19 protein-coding genes, 1 other RNA gene and 1 riboswitch are annotated in these 23,992 nt (G+C 31.7%); of the genes, 9 read left to right on the forward strand and 11 right to left on the reverse strand.

The genetic code is table 11. From position 1 onward, the window contains the following. Positions 1-240: 240 nt before the first annotated feature. The 3 genes from ffs to tadA all read right to left on the reverse strand — a co-directional run bounded on the left by ffs (position 241) and on the right by tadA (position 2,861). Positions 241-502: signal recognition particle sRNA large type (gene ffs, locus QMG30_RS13255), an RNA gene on the reverse strand. Between the two features lie 186 nt (positions 503-688). Beyond that, complete coding sequence (locus QMG30_RS13260; protein ID WP_281816104.1) at positions 689-2,272, reverse strand: beta-N-acetylhexosaminidase; 1,584 nt, start codon at positions 2,270-2,272, stop codon at positions 689-691. Positions 2,273-2,384: 112 nt separating this feature from the next. Beyond that, entirely contained in the window at positions 2,385-2,861 is a 477-nt protein-coding gene (gene tadA / locus QMG30_RS13265; RefSeq protein ID WP_281816106.1) for a tRNA adenosine(34) deaminase TadA, read from the reverse strand. 138 nt (positions 2,862-2,999) lie between these two features. Between tadA and QMG30_RS13270 the strand changes: the two genes are divergently transcribed. The 8 genes from QMG30_RS13270 (at position 3,000) to QMG30_RS13305 (ending at position 10,426) form a co-directional block, all read left to right on the forward strand. Beyond that, positions 3,000-3,416 (forward strand): DivIVA domain-containing protein, encoded by a 417-nt coding sequence (locus tag QMG30_RS13270; RefSeq protein WP_281816109.1) that lies wholly within the window; start codon positions 3,000-3,002, stop codon positions 3,414-3,416. A 21-nt stretch (positions 3,417-3,437) separates the two neighbouring features. After that, positions 3,438-4,130, forward strand: coding sequence for an anaerobic ribonucleoside-triphosphate reductase activating protein (locus tag QMG30_RS13275; RefSeq protein WP_281816111.1), 693 nt, complete (start codon positions 3,438-3,440; stop codon positions 4,128-4,130). Next, positions 4,131-4,982 (forward strand): AraC family transcriptional regulator, encoded by an 852-nt coding sequence (locus QMG30_RS13280; protein ID WP_281816113.1) that lies wholly within the window; start codon positions 4,131-4,133, stop codon positions 4,980-4,982. A gap of 121 nt (positions 4,983-5,103) precedes the next feature. Next, the gene (locus QMG30_RS13285) at positions 5,104-5,379 is read left to right on the forward strand and encodes a hypothetical protein (RefSeq protein WP_281816115.1); all 276 of its coding nucleotides are present in this window, start codon (positions 5,104-5,106) and stop codon (positions 5,377-5,379) included. Between the two features lie 289 nt (positions 5,380-5,668). Beyond that, on the forward strand, positions 5,669-7,429 hold the full coding sequence (locus tag QMG30_RS13290) for a 5'-nucleotidase C-terminal domain-containing protein (protein WP_281816118.1): 1,761 nt from the start codon (positions 5,669-5,671) through the stop codon (positions 7,427-7,429). A 128-nt stretch (positions 7,430-7,557) separates the two neighbouring features. Further along, positions 7,558-8,730: a YibE/F family protein gene (locus QMG30_RS13295; protein ID WP_281816120.1), complete on the forward strand. Its 1,173-nt coding sequence runs from the start codon at positions 7,558-7,560 to the stop codon at positions 8,728-8,730. A 50-nt stretch (positions 8,731-8,780) separates the two neighbouring features. Then, positions 8,781-8,882: riboswitch (THF riboswitch) on the forward strand. Positions 8,883-9,056: 174 nt separating this feature from the next. Further along, a complete protein-coding gene (locus QMG30_RS13300; protein WP_281816121.1) occupies positions 9,057-9,839 on the forward strand; it encodes an ECF transporter S component in 783 nt (260 codons plus the stop codon). Between the two features lie 26 nt (positions 9,840-9,865). Next, entirely contained in the window at positions 9,866-10,426 is a 561-nt protein-coding gene (locus QMG30_RS13305; protein WP_281816122.1) for a GNAT family N-acetyltransferase, read from the forward strand. 262 nt (positions 10,427-10,688) lie between these two features. On the opposite strand, the gene QMG30_RS13310 is transcribed toward QMG30_RS13305, so the two are convergent. The 7 genes from QMG30_RS13310 to QMG30_RS13340 all read right to left on the reverse strand — a co-directional run bounded on the left by QMG30_RS13310 (position 10,689) and on the right by QMG30_RS13340 (position 20,518). Beyond that, positions 10,689-11,420 (reverse strand): TIGR03915 family putative DNA repair protein, encoded by a 732-nt coding sequence (locus QMG30_RS13310; protein WP_281816124.1) that lies wholly within the window; start codon positions 11,418-11,420, stop codon positions 10,689-10,691. Positions 11,421-11,444: 24 nt separating this feature from the next. Then, positions 11,445-12,683, reverse strand: coding sequence for a putative DNA modification/repair radical SAM protein (locus tag QMG30_RS13315; protein ID WP_281816126.1), 1,239 nt, complete (start codon positions 12,681-12,683; stop codon positions 11,445-11,447). A 107-nt stretch (positions 12,684-12,790) separates the two neighbouring features. Next, positions 12,791-15,040, reverse strand: coding sequence for an alpha-amylase family glycosyl hydrolase (locus QMG30_RS13320; protein ID WP_281816127.1), 2,250 nt, complete (start codon positions 15,038-15,040; stop codon positions 12,791-12,793). A 635-nt stretch (positions 15,041-15,675) separates the two neighbouring features. Continuing rightward, positions 15,676-17,412, reverse strand: a complete 1,737-nt coding sequence (locus QMG30_RS13325) for a glycoside hydrolase family 13 protein (RefSeq protein ID WP_281816128.1) — start codon at positions 17,410-17,412, stop codon at positions 15,676-15,678. Positions 17,413-17,445: 33 nt separating this feature from the next. After that, positions 17,446-18,288: a sugar ABC transporter permease gene (locus QMG30_RS13330; protein ID WP_281816130.1), complete on the reverse strand. Its 843-nt coding sequence runs from the start codon at positions 18,286-18,288 to the stop codon at positions 17,446-17,448. Beyond that, entirely contained in the window at positions 18,281-19,183 is a 903-nt protein-coding gene (locus QMG30_RS13335; protein WP_281816131.1) for a carbohydrate ABC transporter permease, read from the reverse strand. The genes QMG30_RS13330 and QMG30_RS13335 overlap by 8 nt, the downstream gene beginning before the upstream one ends. 72 nt (positions 19,184-19,255) lie before the next feature. Beyond that, on the reverse strand, positions 19,256-20,518 hold the full coding sequence (locus QMG30_RS13340; RefSeq protein WP_281816132.1) for an extracellular solute-binding protein: 1,263 nt from the start codon (positions 20,516-20,518) through the stop codon (positions 19,256-19,258). A 428-nt stretch (positions 20,519-20,946) separates the two neighbouring features. On the opposite strand from QMG30_RS13340, the gene QMG30_RS13345 reads away from it, so the two are divergent. Then, on the forward strand, positions 20,947-21,966 hold the full coding sequence (locus tag QMG30_RS13345; RefSeq protein ID WP_330680750.1) for a LacI family DNA-binding transcriptional regulator: 1,020 nt from the start codon (positions 20,947-20,949) through the stop codon (positions 21,964-21,966). A gap of 173 nt (positions 21,967-22,139) precedes the next feature. Here QMG30_RS13345 and QMG30_RS13350 read toward each other — a convergent pair whose 3' ends face one another. After that, positions 22,140-23,987: an MGH1-like glycoside hydrolase domain-containing protein gene (locus QMG30_RS13350; RefSeq protein WP_281816136.1), complete on the reverse strand. Its 1,848-nt coding sequence runs from the start codon at positions 23,985-23,987 to the stop codon at positions 22,140-22,142. Between the last annotated feature and the right edge of the window lie 5 nt (positions 23,988-23,992).

Below are 23,992 nucleotides of genomic sequence, written 5' to 3' on the forward strand. Positions count from 1 at the left end.
GGAGGAGCAACAATAGAAATGATTGAGAAATATATTCGCTCTCAAGCAGGAGTTAAAGATTAAAAACCGTTCCGATTCATCTCCCTCCTAGTTAGAGGAGGGGGTTTTCTCGAAACATCTAGATAAAAACAGCTCACATATAATACAATTCAATGTTATGATTTTATGAAAGATCATCTCTTTCATAGATATCAAATAAAATGTATATTATAAGTCAGCTTAACTAATTACATTATTAAACCGTGCGCCGCACTTCGACAAATATCCATAAGCGTTACCTTTATAGTTAGCTCAAATCAGGCAACCTTACGGCACACAGGAGTTTCTACTTAGTGCTGCTTCCTTCCAGACCTGACACGGTTCGTAGATTCCTGTTGCGTAAGACCCAATCATCATCGCCACTTGTAAAGGGCAGCCTTACAAAATATATGCCTCCGATTGGCATCACCCCTGCTGTAGCGGATTGCAGGTACAGGGCACCGCTATCTCCCCGGCTGCACGGAAACTTTATATTATTCATATTAAAAATAACCACTTACTTCTAATATGATAATTCACTATTATATTATAAGTATAGCCTCGAAAGTCATTACTATACTTAGCATTGTAACGAATAGTATAAATGTTTTTTGTCAATATGTCAACTGGAATATTATATAATTCATCAAATTTTAATTACTGATGCCAATTATTTCTTTTTACTCTTAATTAATTCAATAATGATAGAAAATATATTATTGACTTGTTTGAAATGCTTGCACACTTCTATTTTAGCCTTTAGGCCTTTTACATTTGCTTGAGTTACAGTTGCATATCTGACTCCTGATTTTGATAACAAATCATTTAAAGATTTTAATCTATCAATAAAATCATTATAATCTCTATCGCTTTCATTAGTCCATCCTATCTCTGCTAGCGCAGAAAGTCTAGGAAATGTCAGATAATCTATTTTCTCTATATTTGTAACATATTCTGTCCATAAAGGTGCTTCAACACCTAAAATATTTTTTACTTTATCTTTCTTTACCCCTTCAAAAACCGGATTGAATTCATAGGTCTTCTGCAGTGTAGTCATACCATATGGATAATCTAAATATACATGAAAAAAATCAGATATTATCATAGTTCTATCATCATTTATTGCCTTGATGGTATTCTGGTGTTTATCTGGATCCATCCAGTGTTGTACTACTACAGAATCGTCTAGATTACCTGCCTTCAGAGACTCATTCCAAGTAACTGCCCTTTTACCTTTTTCTTTTAGGAATTCAGCTATTCTATTAGTAAAATACCCTTGAAGTTCTTCTTCATTATTAAGATTTTCTTCTTTTATTTTGTTCTGACAGTCAGGACATTCAATCCATCTTTCTTTTGGAACTTCATCTCCACCAATATGTATCAATTCTCCAGGGAATAGATCTATAATTTCTTCTAGAACATCAAAAATGAATTCATATGTACTTTCCTTACCTGCACATGCGATATCATTAATAACACCAAATCTAGTACCCACTTCCAGTTGCTTTCCATTACATCCTAGATTAGGATAAGATGCTAGAAGAGATAAGAAATGGCCTGGCATATCGAACTCAGGTACAATGGTGATATATCTTTCTTTTGCATACTCTACAACTTCTTTTATATCATCAACAGTATAATAACCACCATGAGGTTTATTGTCTGATTTATTAGATATTATAGTCTCTTTTCTGACAGAACCTATTTTTGTTAACTTCTCATATTTCTTGATCTCAATTCTGAAACCCTGATCGTCCGTTAAATGCCAATGGAAAATATTCAATTTATGTAATGCCGAAAGATCAATCATTCTTTTAACTACTTCTTTATCAAAGAAATGTCTACAAACGTCTAGCATATAACCCCTATATTCATATCTTGGTACATCTTCTATTTCTACACAAGGTAAATTACAGTTGTTATCGTTCATAATCTGTCTTAGAGTCTGTACTCCATAAAATAATCCATGAATCGTACACGCATCCAGTAGAATCTGCTTTTGTAGAATATTAATCTTATACCCTTCTTTTCCCAAATCAACTAGATTATCATCTAAATTTAGTGTAATTGAATTAACTCCTGTTTCATTTGAATTAGCTAGTTCTAATCCTGTTGCTTGTTTTATATATTGTTCTAGAAACTTTAATATAGGTCTTGCATTTTCATCAAAGCTAATCTTAGTAGATTGATTAATATTAAATACCCCTTCTTTTAAAATAATATGGTTGGGTTTTGGTATAACGTTTATACTCATCATTAATCCTTCTTTCTATATTATTATAAATCTAGGTTAATCTATTTGAAGTATATGACTAGTCTATATTAAAATGTCTTTGATAAGTAAATAACTATATTATAAAAGTAAATTACTTATTCTTTTCTCTTAGTTTTCTAAAAAAATCTTTTAATAATCTACTACTTTCATCTTCCAACACTTCATATGTTATATCAACTTGATGATTGAATCTTTCTTCCTGCAACAGATTGACTATCGATCCTGCACATCCCGCTTTTCTATTATATGCAGCTATAACCACTCTAGGAATTCTAGCTTGGACAATGGCTCCAGCACACATTGGACATGGCTCCAGTGTTATATACATTGTACAATCATCAAGCCTCCAATCACCAACAGCTTTTGAAGCTTTATCGATTGCCAATATTTCTGCATGAGACAATGTATTTTTATCAGTATTTCTTCTATTAAATGCTTCTGCAATTATTTCATCATCTTTAACAATTACTGCCCCAATGGGAACTTCATCAATATCAAATGCCTTTTTTGCTTGCCCTAGAGCCTCATTCATATATTTAATGTCTTTATCATCTTGCACATCTTTCACCTACATATCTTTTATTGAAACATTCTCTTGCATTTTCTATTAGTTAATGCTACCATTATTATAAATTAACAGAGTAATTAAAACAATGATATAATAAAATATTTAACATAATATTAAGTTAATCTAAGGGAGGTAATTATGGGGACTTCATTCAATACGGTAAAAAAAGGTTATGATCCTAAAGAAGTACAAGAATACATACAATTATTAGATAAAGAATTAAAGACTTACAAAGATAAAGAACAATTTATCTCAAGTGCTTTAGTAGAAGCACAAGTTTCGGCTAAGAATGTAGTTGAAGACGCCAAAAAACAGGCCCAAAAGATTGAAGCAGATGCAGTAAACAAACTTCAAGATATCAAAGAAAAAATTGAAAAATCAAAAAAGAAGATATATCAATTTCAAGAGGATTATGCTAATTTTACTAAAAGATTCGAATCCTCATTTAATGAAACCGAACTTAATAAATTACTTACAAGTTTAGATTCAATATATACATCTTTAGAAACAAACCAATCTAAAGAGGATGAAAAAACTAAAAAATCTGCTGTTTAGTTTAGGACTAGGAGTTTACATATGAATATTAAAGGGTTTACAAAAACAACTTTATTAGATTATCCAGGTCATATTGCATCCACTATCTTTACAGGTGGATGTAATTTTAATTGTCCCTATTGTCATAATGGAGATTTAGTTCTGAATCACACCAACTTGGATAACTTAACTGAAAATTATATACTAGCCAATATAAAAAAACGTTGTGGCATGATAAACAGTATATGCATAAGTGGTGGAGAACCAACATTACAACCAGATTTAATTGAATTTCTTCAAAAAATCAAGGAATATCCTATAAAAATCAAACTTGACACCAACGGAAGTAACCCTCATGTAATAGAAACTGCTTATAAAAATAATTTAATTGATTACATAGCCATGGATATAAAAAATAGCAAGGAAAAATACAGTATCACATGTGATAAAGCCATTAATTTAAATAATATTGAAAAATCTATCGATTATATTAAATCTTGCGGTATTGATTATGAGTTTAGAACTACTGTTATAAGAGAATTTCATAACATTGAAGATATAATGAATATTGGTAAATGGTTAAACGGAAGTAAAAGGTATTTCATTCAGCAATATATAGAAAGTGATAAACAAATTAAAGACGGATTTCATGGGCATAGCCTTGAAACATTAGAAAAATTCCAAAACAGTATAAAACAATATTTTGAATCAGTATCTATCCGAGGAGTTGATTAGATGATTAGTAATTCTGGTTACTCAGAATATAATCAAGAGCCCCAAGGTTATGAATCTAATGATGAATTTTTCATTGTAAATAGCTGTGGAAATGACAAATTTTATCACACTAATTTTTGGCAGAAAAGAATAAAAGGTAGAAAAGATTATTACTTGATATATGTAAAAAAAGGCATTTTATCTTGTAATATCAATAAAACACCTTACAGAATCAATACAGGTCAAGTAATCATGATAGATCCAAATGAATCTTATGAGGTATATTACTCAGACAAAGTATATCAAGAAGTATTTTGGATTAATTTTACAGGCTATGGGGTTAAAAGTATATTAAACCAACTAAATATAATCAGCAAAAAAAGTTATTTCGTTGGAAATTCCCCTAATATTGATAACTTATTCATTAATATAATAAAAGAACTTCAGATACGTAACCAATCTTATACGGTTATCTGTAGTGGATACCTTGTTGAGCTATTAGCTACTATCTGCAGATGTAAAAAATGTAATCATGGAAATACATTGGCAAGTGAATCAGAATTACATGAAATTATGATTTATTTAAATGAAAGTTATAATCATAATCACACAATTGAAGAGCTGGCAAAAAAATGTAATCTTTCTACATATTATTTTATTAGAAAATTCAAAAAAATATCTGGTTATTCCCCACAAAAATATTTATTGAAAATTAGAATGGATAATGCTAAAAAAATGCTTATTGAATCCAATTTAAGTATAGCTAATATAGGTTATATGGTAGGATTCAAAAATGCTTTATATTTCAGTAAGGCTTTTAAAGAATTCGTAGGGAAAAGTCCATCTCAATATAGAAAAGACTTAATATTGTAAAACTAATATATATTCTACTATTTTATTTAAAAAAAAGAAAAAACTCCCTATTTAAGATATAATATTCGTTTTTAATATGGTTAAACTAATATTATAATAATATCTTAAGGAGGGAGTTTTGATGCTAAATAGTATATATGAAACTAGAACACGTTTAAAAGAAGGTTATCATATTTCTTTAACTATACCACGAGAAGAATATACTGTCATTTATGGTAATAATATCTGTGATAAAAATGCTTCAGAAATAATTAACAATTATCTACAACATAGAGATGATGATGGTCAAGCGTTTGATATCAAGATATATGACCATGAAGCAAGTAATATGATTGAAATAGAAGCTAGATTGAATTATCTTAAAAACGAACATACCGATTATGAAACATATCACTAACATCTATTATGGAGTATTAATGCTACCAACTGTTTATTACACTATTTTATTAATTAATATTAACTCAGAACTATAATCTAATTAAAATGATCAAAAAATTATTTTTGCTTTGCAGAATAAGAAACAGAAAAATATCTATTTTTAATTTTGCAAAGCTCTTTAAATAATAATATGGGACACATGTCCATTGACTGCCATCGGGAATCAATATATAATTAAATTAGTTAATTATAGTAATACTATATTTAACTAAGGATTTAACTATTAAACGAATATTGGGAGGATTGTTATGAAGAGCAGAGTAAGAAAGTTATTGAGTATGCTATTGATTTTGACAGTAATATTTAACTTGAACACTTTATTCATGTTTGCAAGTGATGATACTGAAGTTTCTACACCTGCAGCAACTGACACAATATTACCCGCAACCCAACAAATAGAGAATGTCATTGATATATTAACTGTTAATGACTTCCATGGTAACGTAACAGAAAGTGGAAAAAACATAGGTATGGCAAAAATGGTTCGTTATATTAATGACCAAAAAGCTAAAAACCCTAATACTATTGTTGTATCAGGTGGTGACAACTATCAAGGTACAGCCCTTTCTAATCTTACATATGGTGCTCCAGTAAACGAAATGTTCAAAGGTATGGGAGTAATAGCATCAGCAGTAGGTAATCATGAATTCGACTGGGGTGCTAACCGAATCGAACAATGGGGAAAAGACGGAAACTTTACTTTCTTGGCAGCTAATATTTATAACAAAGAAACTAATGAACCTGTGGAATGGGCAAAACCTTATTTGATTCATGAAGTAGCTGGCAAAAAAATTGCTTTTATAGGTCTTTCTACAGTAGAAACAGCTTATAAAACTAAAGTTGATAATGTAGCTGCAATCGAATTCAAACCAGCGGATGAAGCTGCTAAAATATGGGTAGATTATTTAAAATCTGGAAAAGCTGAAGAAGGTACTCCAGATATTATAATAGCTTTAACACATGTTCCAACTTGGCAGGATGATTATGGTGAAAATCCTGAGTTACCTATAACAGGTGAAGAGATTGGTACTCTTTGCAAAGTAGAAGGAATTGATGCTGTTATAACAGGTCACTCACATAAGACTGTATCTGGATATATAAATGATAAACCTGTTATTCAAGCTTATAAATATGGTAGAGCTGTTGGTAAACTTTCTATAGGATTAAATGAAGATGGTAGTGTTAAATCAATCACTCCTTCAGTAAATTCTGTTTATAAGATTTCTTCAGATCTAGTTGAAGATCCAGAAACCAAAGAAATACACGATAAGTATGTGGCTGATTTTGCTCCTATAGCTAATGAAGTTGTAGGACAACTAAATGGACGTTTGTCACATGATAGTGGTTATAAAAATGTTACTCCTCTAGGTTTATGGACAGCTGATATCATGAGAAAAGCTGCTAATACTGAAATAGGTTTAACTAATGGTGGAGGACTTAGAAGAAGCCTTGAAGAAGGTAATATCACTATGGGTGATTTATATGAAGTGATTCCTTTTGATAATACATTAACAACAATGGAAGTGACAGGTCAACATCTAAAAGAATTAGTTAATCATGGTATTGAAGCTGCTGATATGGGTGATGGGCAATTCGCAGGATTAAAAGTCATATATAATCCAAAAGCAGACTACGAAAATAGAATCGTGAGTTTTACATTAGAAGATGGTACTCCTGTTGATATGAATAAAAAATATACCTTAACAACTAATGATTTCGTAGCTACTGGAGGAGATCAATATAACTTTGATGGAGCAGAAAATATAGTAGATACATTTGTTCCTATAAGAGATGAACTAGCTAAAGCCATTAAAGCTGAAGGTACTGTTACAGCTCCTGAAGTAAATGTAATATCACAACTAAGCACATATAAAATAAAAGTTGGAGATGTTCTTTGGAAAATAGCTGAATTATATAATACCACTTATCAAGAACTAGCTAAACTAAATAATTTAAAAAATCCTCATCTAATTTATTCTGGTAAAACATTATTAGTACCTGCTAACTAAACTAATTAATTCAAAAGGGGTTGTCTATAAGACATCCCCTTTTTACACTAAAAATAAGTCAATAATAAAGAACAAAAACTCAATTGAACAACTTTCAATATTAAATTAGTAAACGAGGAGAAAATAACATGAAATGTAAAAGTCTAATATTTACTATACTCATTTCATTATTTTTAACATCTTGTTCATCTGAATCAACTGATGATATAACAAAAGATGAAAAATACGGAGGTCTTGCCACATACTACGAAGATGATATGGAAAAACCTGATTATGATGTAGTAAAAGCTAAAGTGATTGATATAACTAGTGATGATACTAAAGATGAGCGTCCAGATATTCCTATAGAACAAGATATCAGATATCAATATCTTTATATAAAAATATTGCAGGGTAACCATAAAGGGGAAGAATATACTGTAAGAAATACTGTTGAAATGGTTAATCCTTACAGATTGATATTCAGAAGAAATGATAAGATGTATATATATGTGTATGAAACAGATAAAGGTACTGTTGGAGATATTCATATCTATGAACGTTGTAGAGACAGTGCAATAATTCTTATTGTTATTTCTTTTTTAATACTATTAATAGTAATTGGAGGTTTCAAAGGTCTCAAATCCATAATTACATTGGCTATCACCATATTGTTAATATCTTTTGTCATGTTACCACTAATTCTAAGAGGTTATAATCCCTTATTGGTTACCGTTGGGGTCATATCCGTAACAACAACTTTGACTTTAGTAATAATAAGTGGCTGGAATAAAAAAACACGAACTGCTATCTTAGGAACAGTAGGAGGAGTATTAGTAGCGGCACTTGCTGCTGGAATAGTTTCAAATATAGCTATGCTTACTGGATTAGGTGAAGAACAAGCAAGAATGCTTGCCTATATTCCTCAGAACAGACATCTTGATTTTAAAGGAATCCTACTATCAGGTATTATAATAGGTGCATTGGGAGCTGTAATGGACGTTTCTCTATCCATAGCTTCTTCAATGTGGGAGATAGAAGAAAATAATCCTAAAATAAAAACTAAGAAATTAATTAAATCAGGTATGAATATTGGAAAAGACATCATGGGCTCTATGTCAAACACTCTTATCTTAGCGTATGTGGGAGGTTCGATTCATTTATTATTACTATTTATTGCATATAATATAACTATACCCGAAATACTAAATATGGACATGATAGCATCAGAAATTGTAAGAGCCATAGCAGGAAGTATAGGTTTAATCTCAGCAATACCGCTAACTACCTGGATAGGGGGTACACTGGGTAGAAAAAATTAATTATGTATGGACAACTGATACTTTATTCTATATAATAATATTTGTACTGTAGCAGAGCAGATATTGCGCGTTAAGTGTTAGAGGATGGGAAGTTTCCTCTAAACGAAAAGCCTAATTTTTTAGGTTTGCGGTGTAATATTGTTTCCGCTGTTACATAGAGAATAATCGTATGAGTAATACCTTTTTTCTTTTTATGTAACAGGTAATATATAAAAAGAAGGGAGGTTTTTTGTTTATGCAATTCATTACAAAAACCATTTATGTGATGCTTTTATAACTAATTTTCGGAGTATTGAATTAATTATAATTTTATAGGAGGCACATAGATGAATAAATCACAAACTAATTATATAAAAGTAATTGTGCAGACAGGTCTATTAATCGCTATTGCACAAATAGTAAAAATGTTTAGCAACTATATATATATTGCTGGTGTACCAGCACTAAGAATCAGTTTTTCTGGTCCATTCACTAAAATGCCTGGAATCTTATTTGGTCCCGTTATCGGTGGAATTAGTGCTGTTTTATCTGATATTATCGGCTATTTAATCAAACCTACAGGTGCATATATCCCTTGGTTAGGATTAACTGCTCTATTAGGTGGAATACTAACTCCTATTATTTGGAAAGCATTAAAAAATATAAATATTAAGCATATACAAACAGTATGTATAATTCTTTTTTCTGCGATAGGTTTACTTGGTATATTTAATCATATACAGTTAACTTATTATGAGAATAGTTCATGGTCTAAATTTATATTAGGCATAGGAAAAGGTCCTGGTTTTGCCACTGTTTTGTTAATAGCTACTTCTATAGCAGGCTTTTTATTACTACTTATCGACCGTATAATACAAAAGCGATTCAATAATCTAAAGATATACAACAATTTCCTGAAATTAATTATTTCTGTAGGAGTACCAGGTTTAATAGTGACAACTATAAATACTCAAATACTCAGACTATCTTTCGTCGCATTATCAAAACAAGCTTTTATTGCTTTCTTACTCCCCAGAATTGTAGAAGAATTATTTATGACAGTTTATATAGCTTATATGTTATCACTTTTATTATATTTGTATAACAATCTATTTAGATCAGACAATTAGTAATTAAAGATATAGAGGTACAGTTAATGAAGAAAATATATTCAACAGATAGATTAGTTCTTAGAACTATAGATACGTCTTTTACCAAAAAGGTATTAGATTATTATATACGTAATAAAGAGTTTCTTGAACCTTGGGAACCTAGACGTGAACCTGTTTTTTATAAACCTATATCCCAAAAAAAGACTATACGTAGAGAAATGGATTTAATGAACAATTTATCTATGCTAAGACTTTGGATTTTCAAAAAAGAAGATACACATTTTCAAAGGATAATCGGAACAGTATCTTTTTCAAATATTGTTAGGGGATGTTTCAAGTCATGTTTTCTAGGATATAAACTAGATAAAGATGAAATTAATAAAGGTTATATTTGTGAAGCTATTGAAAGAGGGATACATGTGATGTTTGAAGATTATAAACTACATCGTATTGAAGCTAATATAATACCAAGAAACATACCTTCAATCAAAGTAGTGACCAAACTTGGATTTGAAAATGAAGGTCTATCAAAAAAGTATCTTATGATTAATGGAACGTGGGAAGATCATTACCATATGGTGTTATTAAATAAAAATATGGAATAGACTGTAAAATTAATAGATAATTTTTGCCTTTCTAGCAGAAGTTTCTAGTATTATGAAAAATGTTCACATATTATTTACAAATGTATCACGTATTATACACAATTATATATTATCATTATTAATGTAAGAAATAGTCTTACATAAAAAAACTCCCCCCCTCATTCTTTATATAATAAAAAGCATTGATTAAATCCTCGAATCAATGCTTTTTTAGTGCTATTATTAATATTTATCTAGTCAATTAGTATTTATTAATTACTTATTATTTATTGAACTCTACAATATTTTTTCTATACCTAGTAGGAACAAATTGTCTCTGCAATACTAGATTTTTTCTTTCTTTTATTCCTATATGCTCGAAGTAACCTTTCCACATTTCTTGAAAGTCTCGTTCTTTTTCTGATACATCAATTTCGTTTTCGTACGTAAAATCGGTTATCATCCATTCTTTTTTATTATAAACAACAGCCTTATTACGTTTCTTATCATGTATGATAAACTTTTCGTTTCTCATTCTATCAGCAAAATGGTCAGCCAGTAGCTCAATCAAATCATGATCTGGAGTAAGTGGCGCATATAATACGTCTCCAACTTCTTGAAATCTTAATAACCCTAGTAATCTGTGCCTTTCTTTTGACACTTTACTAGACAGCTTATGAACATTAATCACATCTTTATTGGTATGGTCATTATCTACTTTATAACCCATCTTAAATCCTAATTCTAGGTATTTCAGTATATAACAGTCTTTTTTATAATCATTTGATAAAAAAGTATAGTAGACATTCTTCATAGCTTCGTCAGATATTTTATTCCATATGGCATCATATACTTTTTTTGCTTTTACATCATCAGTAGCAATATGAACTTCTTGTTCTAATAACTCCATCTCAAATCTATTTTCAGGATATATTCCATTAGCTTTTTCTAAATAGTAATGTTCATATACACAAGTTAATAGTCCATTGAATGTTCCATCATGTAGATACACCATAATTATCTATCCTTCTTCATTGATCTATATTTTTAACGATAGCTGTTCATAAGGAGGTACAGGGTTCAATATATTTTTTATATTTTCAGGATCAAGATTTTTTTCTCCATAATATTTACCGCCACATGTTATAAAAAACCTGGCTCTTTTTACTACTACACCCATCTTTTTTAAGTCATCGAATGTAATGTTTCTTATTTTCCTTTGTTTCAATATTCTTCTGGCTGATATCATTCCTATACCCGGTATTCGTAATAGTTCATTTACAGATACCTTATTGATCTCTTTGGGAAATTCCTTTATATTTCTAAGTGCCCACATCATCTTAGGATCGAAGTCCTTATCAAAATTAGGATTACTTTGGTCTAATAATTCATTTGCCTTAAATTTATAAAATCTCAAGAGCCAATCTGCCTGATATAATCTATGTTCTCTAAGCATAGGAGCTGTAGTAGAACTTATTGCTGGTAGATTACCTCCTTGATTAACTGGTACGTAAGCTGAAAAGTAAACTCTTTTAAGGCTAAACTTTTTATATAATTGATCGGTTATGTTAATCATATCCATATCGCTCTCTTTAGTGGCACCAACAATCATCTGTGTTGACTGACCTGCTGGAACAAAACTTTTGGCATGTCTATAACGTGCTAATTCATATTTGGATCTACCTATTTCTTGTTTTATCTGATCCATAGGCAGAAATAATTTCTTCATGGTTTTCTGTGGTGCTAATAATTTAAGTCCTGCTTCTGTTGGTAATTCTATATTGACGCTCATTCGATCTGCAAGTTCTCCTGCTTGATGAATGAGAATCTTATCTGCTCCAGGTATAGCTTTTACATGAATATAACCAGAAAAACCATATTGATTCCTTAGTATAAGAAGAGTTTTTACTATCTTCTCCATAGTATGATTAGGATTTTTTTCTACAGCCGAACTAAGGAAAAGTCCTTCTATATAGTTTCTTCTATAAAATTCAATAGTAAGCTCTGCTACTTCTTCTGGTGTGAAACTAGCTCTTCTTACATCGTTGCTCAACCTGTTGACACAGTATTCACAATCATAAGCACAATCGTTACTAAGAAGTATTTTCAACAAAGATACACATCTTCCATCTGAAGCCCATGTGTGACATATTCCACTAGCTTGTGAACTTCCTATTTTTCCTGTATTTTTTTTATTAACTCCACTAGATGCACAAGAAACATCATACTTGGCTGCATCTGCTAAGATTTGTAATTTTTCTATTATATTCTTATTCATATTATCACCAGTTATATTATACCAAAATTACAGCAGTAATGCAAACGTACGTTCTGTTTTTCTGCATAATTATTTATTTTATTTTGATACTAAAATCAACTTATTCCCTATTCCCAATTGTAAACAGGGGTTTCAGATGTACCGTTAATATCCGAAGTAGAAGTAAATACTCTGTTAGACCCTGATTCCCACGTTACATTACCATTAGCATCTTTTCTTATGAATTTGAACTCTAAAGTAGTATCTGCTGGTAAACTAATTGGCAAGAACCATTCTGGATAGTTAGGATTCATCATAGCTTCTGTACATTTGTCAGGATCCCAGTTTCCTAGCTCTGGAATACTACCTACAACATATATCATATCACCATAAGATGTGTTGGTATTCACACGGAATATAGTCTGTACTTGGTCACCAGATAATACTGTATATACAAAGGCATTACTTGTGCTTCCATCCTTAGTAACTGTTATATTTACTTTTCCAGCATCTACATAAGGTACTATAGCTTCTATATGATCTGTTGTATTTGTAACTACAGTCGCACTTACATCATCAAATTTCAAATCAACATTTCCATCTAAGTTATTTCCATAAATATAAACTTTATTACCTGCACGCCCCATAGTTGATATGACATTTCCAATCTTAGGTCCGTCATTGTCAGGATTATAAGACCATACACCTGCATATCCTCCTGGCAATGTAGATATATACACCTTACCACCATTGGAAACCACTAGTCCACTGGCTTTTGTCATACCAGCAAGTTCATCATCATAATTACCATCTGCAAAACCAGTATTTACACTTTCATTAATTGTTACTGAACGGTCTGGTTGGCGATTTATAGCTACTAAAACCTCTTTATCAAAGAACTTACGTGACATAACCAATACATCGTTATTAGAATATAGTATTTGTGTTGTTCCATAAGCTAATGCATCATTCTCTTGTCTTAGGTCTGACATGTTCTTGATGATGTTATAAGCATCAGTAGATGTATCAAAACTTGAATCTACTTCCATGAACATTCTTCCAGCAATATCACTGTTATTATCTGGTATAAAGTATTGTTCTGTACCATAGTAGATATTGGGAGTTCCTCTTGATGTAAGAAGCGCTACCAACGCTGCATTATAGACTTCTCTACGTGGTTGATAATAACCGAATCTAGTTGCATCATGATTATCAAGGAAAGTAACTGCCTGATTTTCGTAAGTATAATCATTAGTTGTATAACATAACATATCACCAAAGTCAGCCATACTGGTACTAAAATTCCCAAAAGTAGTTGTTATACACCTGAAAAATTCAAAGTCAAGGTTATTTACCCCTGTTCTATCTGGAAACGATCGATACTCATCATATTTCGGGTCAGGTCTACCAATGCAGAATTCTCCAAAGTGTGTTAAAGGTCCATTACTCATACTGTCGATACTATCTTTTAGACCTTTTACAAATGCTGGATTCATATGTAGAGTTGCATCATGTCTAAATCCATCAATTCCTTTATCCACCCAGAATTGAGCTGCTTTTTCCAAGTGCTCTACTACATCACCATTTTCTTGAGAGTAATCAGCTAATGAAGCTAACTCCTTATGTCTGAATCCGAATGTTGATGCATCTCCATATCTGTCTCCTAGACCATGAAAAAAACCTTGTGTATCATTATGTGGGTCAGCCAGTAGATTTTCTATCTGACCGTCATCATTATAATCCAGTGGTTCCCCATCAGCATCAAAAACATAATTATCACTAGAATCCTTATCAGGTTCATATAGTTTTCCGTCCTCAGGGCTAAAATTATCAGTTGGGTTCTTCCAACGACTGCTATGATTTGTCACAAAATCAATAACAAGCTTGATTCCATTAGCGTGTAGAGCATCTTTAAATTCTTCAAACTTCTTCATTGATCCAAAGTGCTTATTAGTGGCAAAATAATTTCTTACATGATAACCGTGGAAACTAGTCCATATGTCATGATTTCCCCATGATTTATAGTCAATAATAGGTTCATCACGATTTTGATAAGGTGCACTAATCCAAACTGCAGTTACACCCATACCTTTTAGATAAGGTATTTTATCAATTATCCCTTGAAAATCTCCACCTTGATAGAGCTTCAAGTCGTCTCCATCACCTTTATTATTGTTATCACTATCATCAAATAGCAGTTCTGATGATGGTATATTATTTGATCTATCCCCATCAACAAAACGGTCTGTAATGATCTGATATACCACATCCTTAGGTGTAACTGGTCCAAGTGTCGATGTACTAGCACTAATTGAAATATTCAACTGACAAACTACACATACCATAACCATAAAAACAACTAACATTTTCTTCCTCATAAAATCCCCCTAAAAATTAATAATATTTACTCAAGTTTCCCACTATTAATTCAATATAGGCAACAAAAGATTATAGGTTAATATGCAAAACAAAAAAACTTGAATTATCATTCTGCAAAACCCTTTTAATTACTTACCCATATAGAATATTAAAATGAGAAAGTTGAGTTATTTACTTATCATTTAAAACTTTAGTCAATGTTATTCTTGGAGGTCAATTAACTTGTAGAGTATACAATGTTAAAATCAGAAATATTTCAAGACATGTTTTTTACCAATCAAGGAAAGCGTTTTACTTAAATTTAATTGGTAATTATACACTAATTATATGCTGCAACTATATAATTGTCAACATAATTACTATATTTAACTTGACTTTTTTAGGAAAACGCTATACTATTTAACCATAAAAATAGAAAGGACTATAGACTAACTGTTGTCAACTCTAATTCCAATAAGGATATATCTATGCTTCCATAGGTGGTGGTGAAACTGACCATAGCAAAAACGGCCAGCTGTAACTGTCCGTCTCATACACCACATTATTAGATGTAGTTCCCAGTATCCTATTAATACTGGCTAAGCTTAGCCTCTTTTTTTATTTCTATAATATCTTAATTAATAAATTAAAATTATTAACAATTCTTACTAATAATAACGAATCCCCAAGGCTCTACCATTCTACAATCTTCATTACTAGAAAAATCAATATTATAATTGGTATCGCCAATAACATTATCTATAGCTATACCCTCGTCACTACGATTAAGTATTACATAAGTTTCTTCATCATCATAACATCTCTTAAAAGCGTATACTCCACTATTTCTTTCTGCCATAATTGTTTTATAATCACCATATTTCAGTGTATTCTTGTTACGTCTTAACTTAATAATATCCTGATAGAATCTATATATATCTTCTCCCTCTTCTTCATTCCAGTTCATTATTCTCCTGTACTCATGTTCTTTTATGCCAACTAAACCTTTCTCGTCACCATAAAATACCATAGGTACACCTAAGAAAGTCATCTGGAATATTACAGACAATTTAAATCGTTTCATATCTTCCTGACATATAGATAAAAATCTAGGTACATCATGGCTATCTAGCAGATTCAACTGCCCATGAACTATATTTTTATTATAACGCATTAGCATACCTGTCACTCTACTATCAAATCCATAACTGTCCAATGTATCAACTGCAAAGAAATCACGGCAATTTTTACGCATATCATAATTCATGGAAGAGTCGAATTGGTCTCCTAACAACCAATGCTGAGCAGATTCCCATACTTCACCTATGATAAAACATTCTGGGTTAATTGACTTGGCAGTCTTACGGAATTCACGCCAGAAAGTGTCATCTACTTCACTGGCTACATCTAGTCGCCATCCATCGATTCCATAACTTTTTGTCCAATACTTACATACATCTAAGAAATACTCAATTACCTCTTTATTAGATGTATTCATCTTTGGCATTTTACGCTCATAAGCAAAACAATCATATGTAGGTATGTCTTCTTGGTTATCTGGATACTCAACAGGGAATTCCAATCCATAGAACCAATCTTTATACTTAGAATCTTCTCCTTTTTCCAATACATCTTCAAATGCAAAGAAATGCCATCCACAGTGATTGAATACTCCATCAATGATTACTCTTATATCATTGTCATGACAAGCATCAACTAACTCCTTAAAATCTTCGTTGGTACCAAAACATGGATCAATATCATAGTACCCGATTAAATCGTATTTATGCCATTCTCCAGCGGCAAAGATTGGATTCATATAAATACAATTAACACCCATATCTAGGAAATAAGGTATATTCTCCTTTATTCCTTTCAAAGTTCCTCCACGCATGCTATAGGTAGTATAATGTGAAAATTTGGCTTGCTTTTCTTTATTACTAATATACCCTCTAGCAGTAGCAAAACTATCAGGAAATATATTATAAACTACTGCATCTTGTACCCATGATGGAATAGTTGCAATATCTTCTCTTCTATTAAAAGGTAATTGATAAAACTCTGAACGCTCTATTGGCAGGGTGTTCATGAACATATCGTAATAATAATACTTACTTTCTACTCCATCACTTAATTCAAAATAGTAACAAATACGTGTATATGGTGAGTGTAGAACAACTTCATGATAATCGTATAATTCATCTTGAGCAACTATCTTCATAGGTTCACTATTAAAAATTACTGGATTCACACGGCAAGCCCTATCCCCATAATGTAGTACGCAACTTTTTATATCATCCCTTGCTGTTCGTATTCTAAATACGACATTCTCTTCATCTATGCCATGAGCATAATTAGAAAGGGGTATATGTAATACTGCTTCATAATTCATCTGTATCCTCCTCTATAAATATTACTGAATAAATCATCCTTTTACACCACCAGCTGTAAGTCCAGAAACCATATTTTTCTGTATTACAAGAAAAATAATCAATATAGGAATAGCTGTTAATAGTGATGCGGCCGAGAAAATAGGCCAATTACGTGTATATTGAGTTGCTTGGAGAGCATATAACCCAGCAGCTAATGTATATTTTTCTGCACCTGTCATAAAAGTAACTGCGAATATGTATTCATTCCATACAAAGATAATAATCATAACCGCTGTAACTATTATTGATGGCTTTGCTAATGGCATAATCAACTTAGTTACCAGCTGAAAATCATTAGCTCCATCTATTTTACCTGCTTCTTCAATCTCTATAGGTATAGTATCAAAATAACCCTTCATATTCCAAAGACCAAATATAGCCATGGTTCCTACATATATCAATATTAATCCAAGATAAGAGTTCACTAATTTCATAGGCATTAATATACGGTATATCGCAAACATGGATAAGATTGAAGGAAAGGCATTAAGTATAATTAATATATACAAAATCGTTTTCCTTCCAATAAATCTGAATCTAGAGAAAGCATAGGCGGCTGGTATAGCTACAGCCAATGATATAGTCACTGTGGCAATAACCAATATTAATGTGTTTTTTAGCCATAAGAGATATGGCTTGTTAAATAATACTGCTTTATAATTATCAAATGTAACCTCCTTAGGAATAAAGGAAAAAGATCCACTCAATATATTATTAGTACCATTCAACGATACAGATAAAGTATAAAGAATAGGTACAATGCACAATAGGCATGCAACAATAAAGAATAGATTGAGCAAACTCATCTTTATTCTATGTTTCGTTCTTCTATGCATCTACATCTCCTCCTTTTAATCTGCCTCGAATGGTCAATGAGAATATAATCAATATCATAAATATAATAATGGATATTGCTGAACTGTACCCATAATTATTGGTAACAAAAGCTTTTTCATATGTATAAGTAATGATTGTATGAATATCTGCTCCTGTCTTGGAACCTTGTTGCTGCGTAAGCAGATAGATAATATCAAACTGCTTGAATGTAGTAAATATAGTAATAACAACTGCCGGTGCGATAATAGGTCTTAACAGGGGTATAGTTATTTTTCTTGCCTTACTGAAATATCCTGCACCCTCAATTGTTGCACTCTCGTAATATGCTTTATCAATACTTTGTAATGCTCCATCTATAATCATAATCATAAAAGGTAATGCCAACCACAGATTAACCATAACCGAAGAAGCAAAAGCTATATTATTACTGTTTAACCAGTGTACATTAGCAAACCCTAGCTTATTAAGCCAATGATTCAATAACCCGAATTCTGTATTAAACATTCCCATTTTCCATAAAAGAATAGATATGTACCCAGGCATTGCCCAAGGGAACATAAGTATGGTCTTATACAACCCTTTTAATCTAAGACCTTCTACATTCAATAAACTTGCAATAACAAAAGCAATAATCATCTGTAATACCATGTTGACAATAGTCCATACAATCGTTCTACCAAAAGCAGTAAGGAATCCTGTATCTAATACAAATAGTGCTTTCATATAATTCTGAAATCCAATTACTTGAAAATCAAACCAATGGTATACATTCATATTGGTAAGAGAGATATATCCAGTATAGAGGATAGGAAAAACAATCATAAGACCTATTAATGCCAAACCAGGAAAAGAATATATATATGGTATAAACTTCTTGTAACCTCTTTTTTTCATTTTCTGCACACCTGCCTTAATGTCACTTATACTCATATTGCTATACAGAAGGGGATACCCCTTCTGTATTATTTATTTCATAGATTTAATCTGTTCTAGTGCTTTTTTCTGAGCTTCATCCGAAGCCGTCACAGGATCTGCATCCCCTTTATTCACACTTGATAATAGATTCTCTGTTATAGACCACATGACATCCATTTCTGGTACGTTAGGCATTGGTACTGCTGTTGCAGAAGCTTTTTTAAGTGTCATGACAATCTCATTACTCTTAACTGCATCATCCTCATAACAATTATTGTTAACTGGTGCTGAACCCATAGCTTTTGCTAAATTGATACCTATATCAGGTTTAGATAACTGTTGTAGAATTTTCGTTACTGCTTCCTTTTTACTTTCTGCTCCTTTTAATACATATATACCTTGGATACCAGCAAATGGGCTGATAGCTTTTACTGTTTCATTGACAACAGGCATAGGAGCTATACCAATATCAATACCATTCTCTATTAGGTCTGGAATTAACGATGGTCCACCGATAGTAGAATGAGCTTTCCCTTCTTTGAACAATGTAGTCATGGTGTTATAATCACCATCTATTGGCATATATTTCACAAATTGCTTATGATATTTGATAGCATCTTTTGTTTCCTTAAGGTCAAGACCTGGCTCAGCTTTATCGTTGATAATGAATCCATTATAAGCATGAATCCATCCTACAGTAAAATAAGCTGTACTATGTTGCTCAACAAATCCATAATTACCATCTTTCGTATTAGCTTCCATATAAGCCAATAAATCATCAGTTGTCCTTGGCGCCTCCTTCATAAGATCTTTGTTATACATGAATAACAAAGATTCAAAGTAAATAGGTAATTGATAGATTTGGTCTTTATACGTAGCTGCGCTGACAGTCATAGGTATAAAATCATCAAATGTTGATTCAGGAATGAAATCGGTAATAGGTGATAAAATTCCCATTTCAGCATATATTCCTATCTTGTCATGTGCAAAGAAATACATATCAGGTGCACTATTAGGATCATTTCCAACAAGTTTTAGAGCTTCTGTTAACTTATCTTTTCTTTCAACGGAGACAACTATCTCTGGAGCTAACTTATCAAGTTCTTTTTGAAGTTCTTCAGCTATAGTCTCTTGTGTTTCGTACCATATTTTAATATGTGTTGGTTCTTTAGCTTTTTCTTTCTTATCCCCTGAAGGATTCTCACTTTCTAAATCTACCGTAGTATTTTTGTCTTCTTCTTTTTTCTTGCCACAACCTACAATAGTACTCATACATAAAGTGGCAATCAGTAAGATAGCTAATAATTTTTTCATGTTAATACCTCCCGTTTTTTGTGATTGTCATTTCCCCATAGCTTATGGTGAAATACTATAATTTACTGACAAGCTACACACATCATACCCATGAAAAGAGCTGATATTTTCTTCTTCATTCTCAAATCCTCCTAAAAGTTAATGTTTTTACTTATTTATTTGAAACTCTAGTTAAAGCTATACTTGTAGGTCGATTAATTTCTAGAGTTTGAAATACGTTAAAACCGGGAATATTTGAAAGACATATTTTTTACCAATCAGGAAAATGTTTTCCTAATAAATTAAATATTGATTATAGATTTATTGGTAATTTTATACTAATTATACATTTTCATGTTATAATTGTCAACAAAACAGCTATATTTTACTTGACTTTTTTAGGAAAACGTTGTACTATATAAGTATAATGTTTTCCTAAAAAAGAAAGGATTGATCTTATGGCAACCATAAAAGATGTGGCGCGAGAAGCTGGAGTATCCATCTCGACAGTATCTAAAATTATAAATAAATCGTCTCCAATATCAGCCGCTACAACAGAGAAGGTTGAAGCTGTCATGAAAAAATTACACTATTATCCCAATACTAGAGCAAGGAATTTTGCCAGGCAGACAACAAAAAATATAATTTATATGATGAAAATTGAAAAGAATGTAGCTTTTACTAACCCTCATTCTTTTGAAATTATGTGCGGTATACAAGAAGCTCTTGCTAAAAAAGACTATAGTCTAACCCTTATAAATTCTAATTCTGAAGAGAATATATCTAAACTCATTGATAAAATAATCTATCAAAAAAGTGCTGATGGTATCATTATTCATGCTTCGGCATTTGACCCTACAATAGAGAGCGTTATAACAAAGTCTAATTTTCCTCATATGCTTATAGGCAAACCAGATTATAACAGTGCCTTATGCTGGGTTGATATCAACAATTATTTATCTGGAGAAATTACAGCAAAACATGTTATTGAATTGGGTTATGAGAAGATAGCTTTCATAGGCGGCGCTGAAGATGATAATATATCAGCTCATCGTTTGGAAGGTGCAAGAACTATTATAAATCGTAGTCACGGAACCCTGCTTCATAATGAATATACCGATTCTTCCAAAAAAATGAGTTTTGAGGTGATGCATAGGATATTAAGAGAGGAAAAGACACCTGATACTGTAATCTGTGCTAATAATAATATAGCTCTTGGCGTAGTAGACGCTATTAAATACAACAATTTCAAGATACCTGATGATATCTCTGTAATTACTTTTGATGATTATCCTTATTCTCGTATTACTGAGCCTATGTTATCTGTGGTTAATATTGATGTTTTTGATATGGGTTATCAAGCAGCTAAGACATTACTGCGAAAGATTAAGAATCCTAATCTTCAGGTTCAGTCTTATTCTACTTTGCCTACGTTGATTGAGAGAGGGTCCACTGTAAAATCTAAGTAATTTTTTAACAATCTATTTTATAGTAATGACTAAAACTCCATTGAAATATTTCTAACCATAATACATATATTAGTCAGTTTTCAATGGAGTTTCTAATTAACTTTATAAAATTTATTATATAACAAAAGACACTTCTATAGACACGAGAATACTAATTTCTTATAGTTAACATTTTAGTCCAATCTATCTAGCAATACAATATATGATAGAAGAGCGCCCCAACAATAGAATTTTTCACTGTTCTTCTTATTACATCCTTCTCCAGATATAGGACAATAATTTTCATGAATATGCTTGTTCACTAACCATTCCTTCATTATTAGATTCCCTGATTTGTCTGCCAATTGTGAAGCAATATCATCGAATTCACTTTCTTTCAATCCTAAATATACAAGTAAATTCATTGGTGGCCATATTCTCCCACGCCAATAATCTTGATCAGCAAAAGCAGGATTATCTTTTGCTATGGAAGGAAGAACCCATTCACCCCAAAATTCATCTTCATTCAATAGATGTTTATAAATCATTTCCTTTGCATTTTCTCTTGGAATAGCATCTGTAAGTAACGAATAGAAATTAGTTGGTGAAAGCTGTTTATCAAAACATCTTTTGTCTGTTCTATAGTTTAGATATATACCATGTTCCGCACTCCAAAGTTCTGAAAGCCCCTTAGAACATTTTCCTATCCTGCTATCTAATATATCAATGACATCATTTCTATTTATCACTGATGCCAGCTCTTTTAGTGCTTTCGCATCTGCTATAAACAGACTTGTGAGACCCACATCTCCTAAGAAAAGGGTATTTGTTTCTTTATTCATAGGTATATGATCATACATAGGTGAATTATCCAGTCCTGATTCAAGAGCCGCTCCAAAAAACTCTCCAGCACCAACTGATTCCCAGTAATTATCTATTCTAGACTCATATGGTTTGCTCCCCCATCCTAATATACCTTCTTTCACTTGTCTATTTTCATAATACCAAGTGTTCCATCCTAACAGATCATCAAAAATCAGTTCAACTATCCAATCCTCATTATATTTTTTATATATTTCCTTCAAAGCTATTGAACCTACAGGTGGCTGTGATCTATCAAGTGTCTTAAATCCATTGACGGCAACACAATTAGGAATGAATCCTTCTTCTGTTTTCTCTCTTGTTATCTCTACGATACTCATGTATGCAAGTTCTTTTTGCTCCATTGAATACATCATACCATTGAAATACATGTCCCAACAATGCTGTACTCCACCGCCCCATTCTACAGCCCAAGTCCGTCCAGTAACAGTTAGTACTCTATCTTTCTGAGGCTCATATATCATATTCCATGCAAGCACTTCTTGAATTGTCTGATAGTATTTTGCTAAATCCCCATACTTATCAAGTTTATCAAAGTACTCTTGTCTATTGGATTGAATAATTCTATCTATCTCTTCTCTATTTTTATCCTCACCTGTATAAAAATACACGTAATCAAAAAGTACTGCTGCTATGTATGCAGATTTCGAAGGAATATTTTTATCGTCTGCTAATGTTCCAAGCATTTTCAAGGAAACTTTCTTCTGATCACAAACTATATCTATACAATTACCTGATTTATTGATACTGCCATCTTTTCCCCATAGCAAACATGCTTCTGCTACAACAGCAGCTTGTTTTTTCTGATTTGCTTTCGTATTTATCCTCAGATATATTTCATGATCTATACATGCACTTTCAACATCAATTTCGATGCCTTTCCATTTAACAGTGATGAAGGTATATCTTCCATCATAACTATGAGCACCAGGCAATAGATCTTCTACACTATTATCTACTCTCTGGACATATTCTCTATCACTTAACCTGCTGGTCAAAGCCTCGTCTAGATATCCGCCTTCTCTATACTCTTTCAAACCAATATTTACAGCGATTCCATAAGGCATGAGAACATGAGACAACATACTTCTCACATTCCATGTGTTCCAGCCTTTAATAAATTCTTTTTTCAACTTATCATACTTATTTATATTTTTCATAATAG

Source organism: Vallitalea longa (genome assembly GCF_027923465.1).
Classification (GTDB): Bacteria; Bacillota; Clostridia; order Lachnospirales; family Vallitaleaceae; genus Vallitalea; species Vallitalea longa.

Bases quoted from the DNA above. Each gene is read 5' to 3' on its own strand.
- QMG30_RS13260 (WP_281816104.1), bottom strand. From the start codon at position 2,272: ATGAGTATAAACGTTATACCAAAACCCAACCATATTATTTTAAAAGAA.
- QMG30_RS13270 (WP_281816109.1), top strand. From the start codon at position 3,000: ATGGGGACTTCATTCAATACGGTAAAAAAAGGTTATGATCCTAAAGAA.
- QMG30_RS13275 (WP_281816111.1), top strand. From the start codon at position 3,438: ATGAATATTAAAGGGTTTACAAAAACAACTTTATTAGATTATCCAGGT.
- QMG30_RS13280 (WP_281816113.1), top strand. From the start codon at position 4,131: ATGATTAGTAATTCTGGTTACTCAGAATATAATCAAGAGCCCCAAGGT.
- QMG30_RS13285 (WP_281816115.1), top strand. From the start codon at position 5,104: ATGCTAAATAGTATATATGAAACTAGAACACGTTTAAAAGAAGGTTAT.
- QMG30_RS13290 (WP_281816118.1), top strand. From the start codon at position 5,669: ATGAAGAGCAGAGTAAGAAAGTTATTGAGTATGCTATTGATTTTGACA.
- QMG30_RS13295 (WP_281816120.1), top strand. From the start codon at position 7,558: ATGAAATGTAAAAGTCTAATATTTACTATACTCATTTCATTATTTTTA.
- QMG30_RS13300 (WP_281816121.1), top strand. From the start codon at position 9,057: ATGAATAAATCACAAACTAATTATATAAAAGTAATTGTGCAGACAGGT.
- QMG30_RS13305 (WP_281816122.1), top strand. From the start codon at position 9,866: ATGAAGAAAATATATTCAACAGATAGATTAGTTCTTAGAACTATAGAT.
- QMG30_RS13310 (WP_281816124.1), bottom strand. From the start codon at position 11,420: ATGGTGTATCTACATGATGGAACATTCAATGGACTATTAACTTGTGTA.
- QMG30_RS13315 (WP_281816126.1), bottom strand. From the start codon at position 12,683: ATGAATAAGAATATAATAGAAAAATTACAAATCTTAGCAGATGCAGCC.
- QMG30_RS13320 (WP_281816127.1), bottom strand. From the start codon at position 15,040: ATGAGGAAGAAAATGTTAGTTGTTTTTATGGTTATGGTATGTGTAGTT.
- QMG30_RS13325 (WP_281816128.1), bottom strand. From the start codon at position 17,412: ATGAATTATGAAGCAGTATTACATATACCCCTTTCTAATTATGCTCAT.
- QMG30_RS13330 (WP_281816130.1), bottom strand. From the start codon at position 18,288: ATGCATAGAAGAACGAAACATAGAATAAAGATGAGTTTGCTCAATCTA.
- QMG30_RS13335 (WP_281816131.1), bottom strand. From the start codon at position 19,183: ATGAAAAAAAGAGGTTACAAGAAGTTTATACCATATATATATTCTTTT.
- QMG30_RS13340 (WP_281816132.1), bottom strand. From the start codon at position 20,518: ATGAAAAAATTATTAGCTATCTTACTGATTGCCACTTTATGTATGAGT.
- QMG30_RS13350 (WP_281816136.1), bottom strand. From the start codon at position 23,987: ATGAAAAATATAAATAAGTATGATAAGTTGAAAAAAGAATTTATTAAA.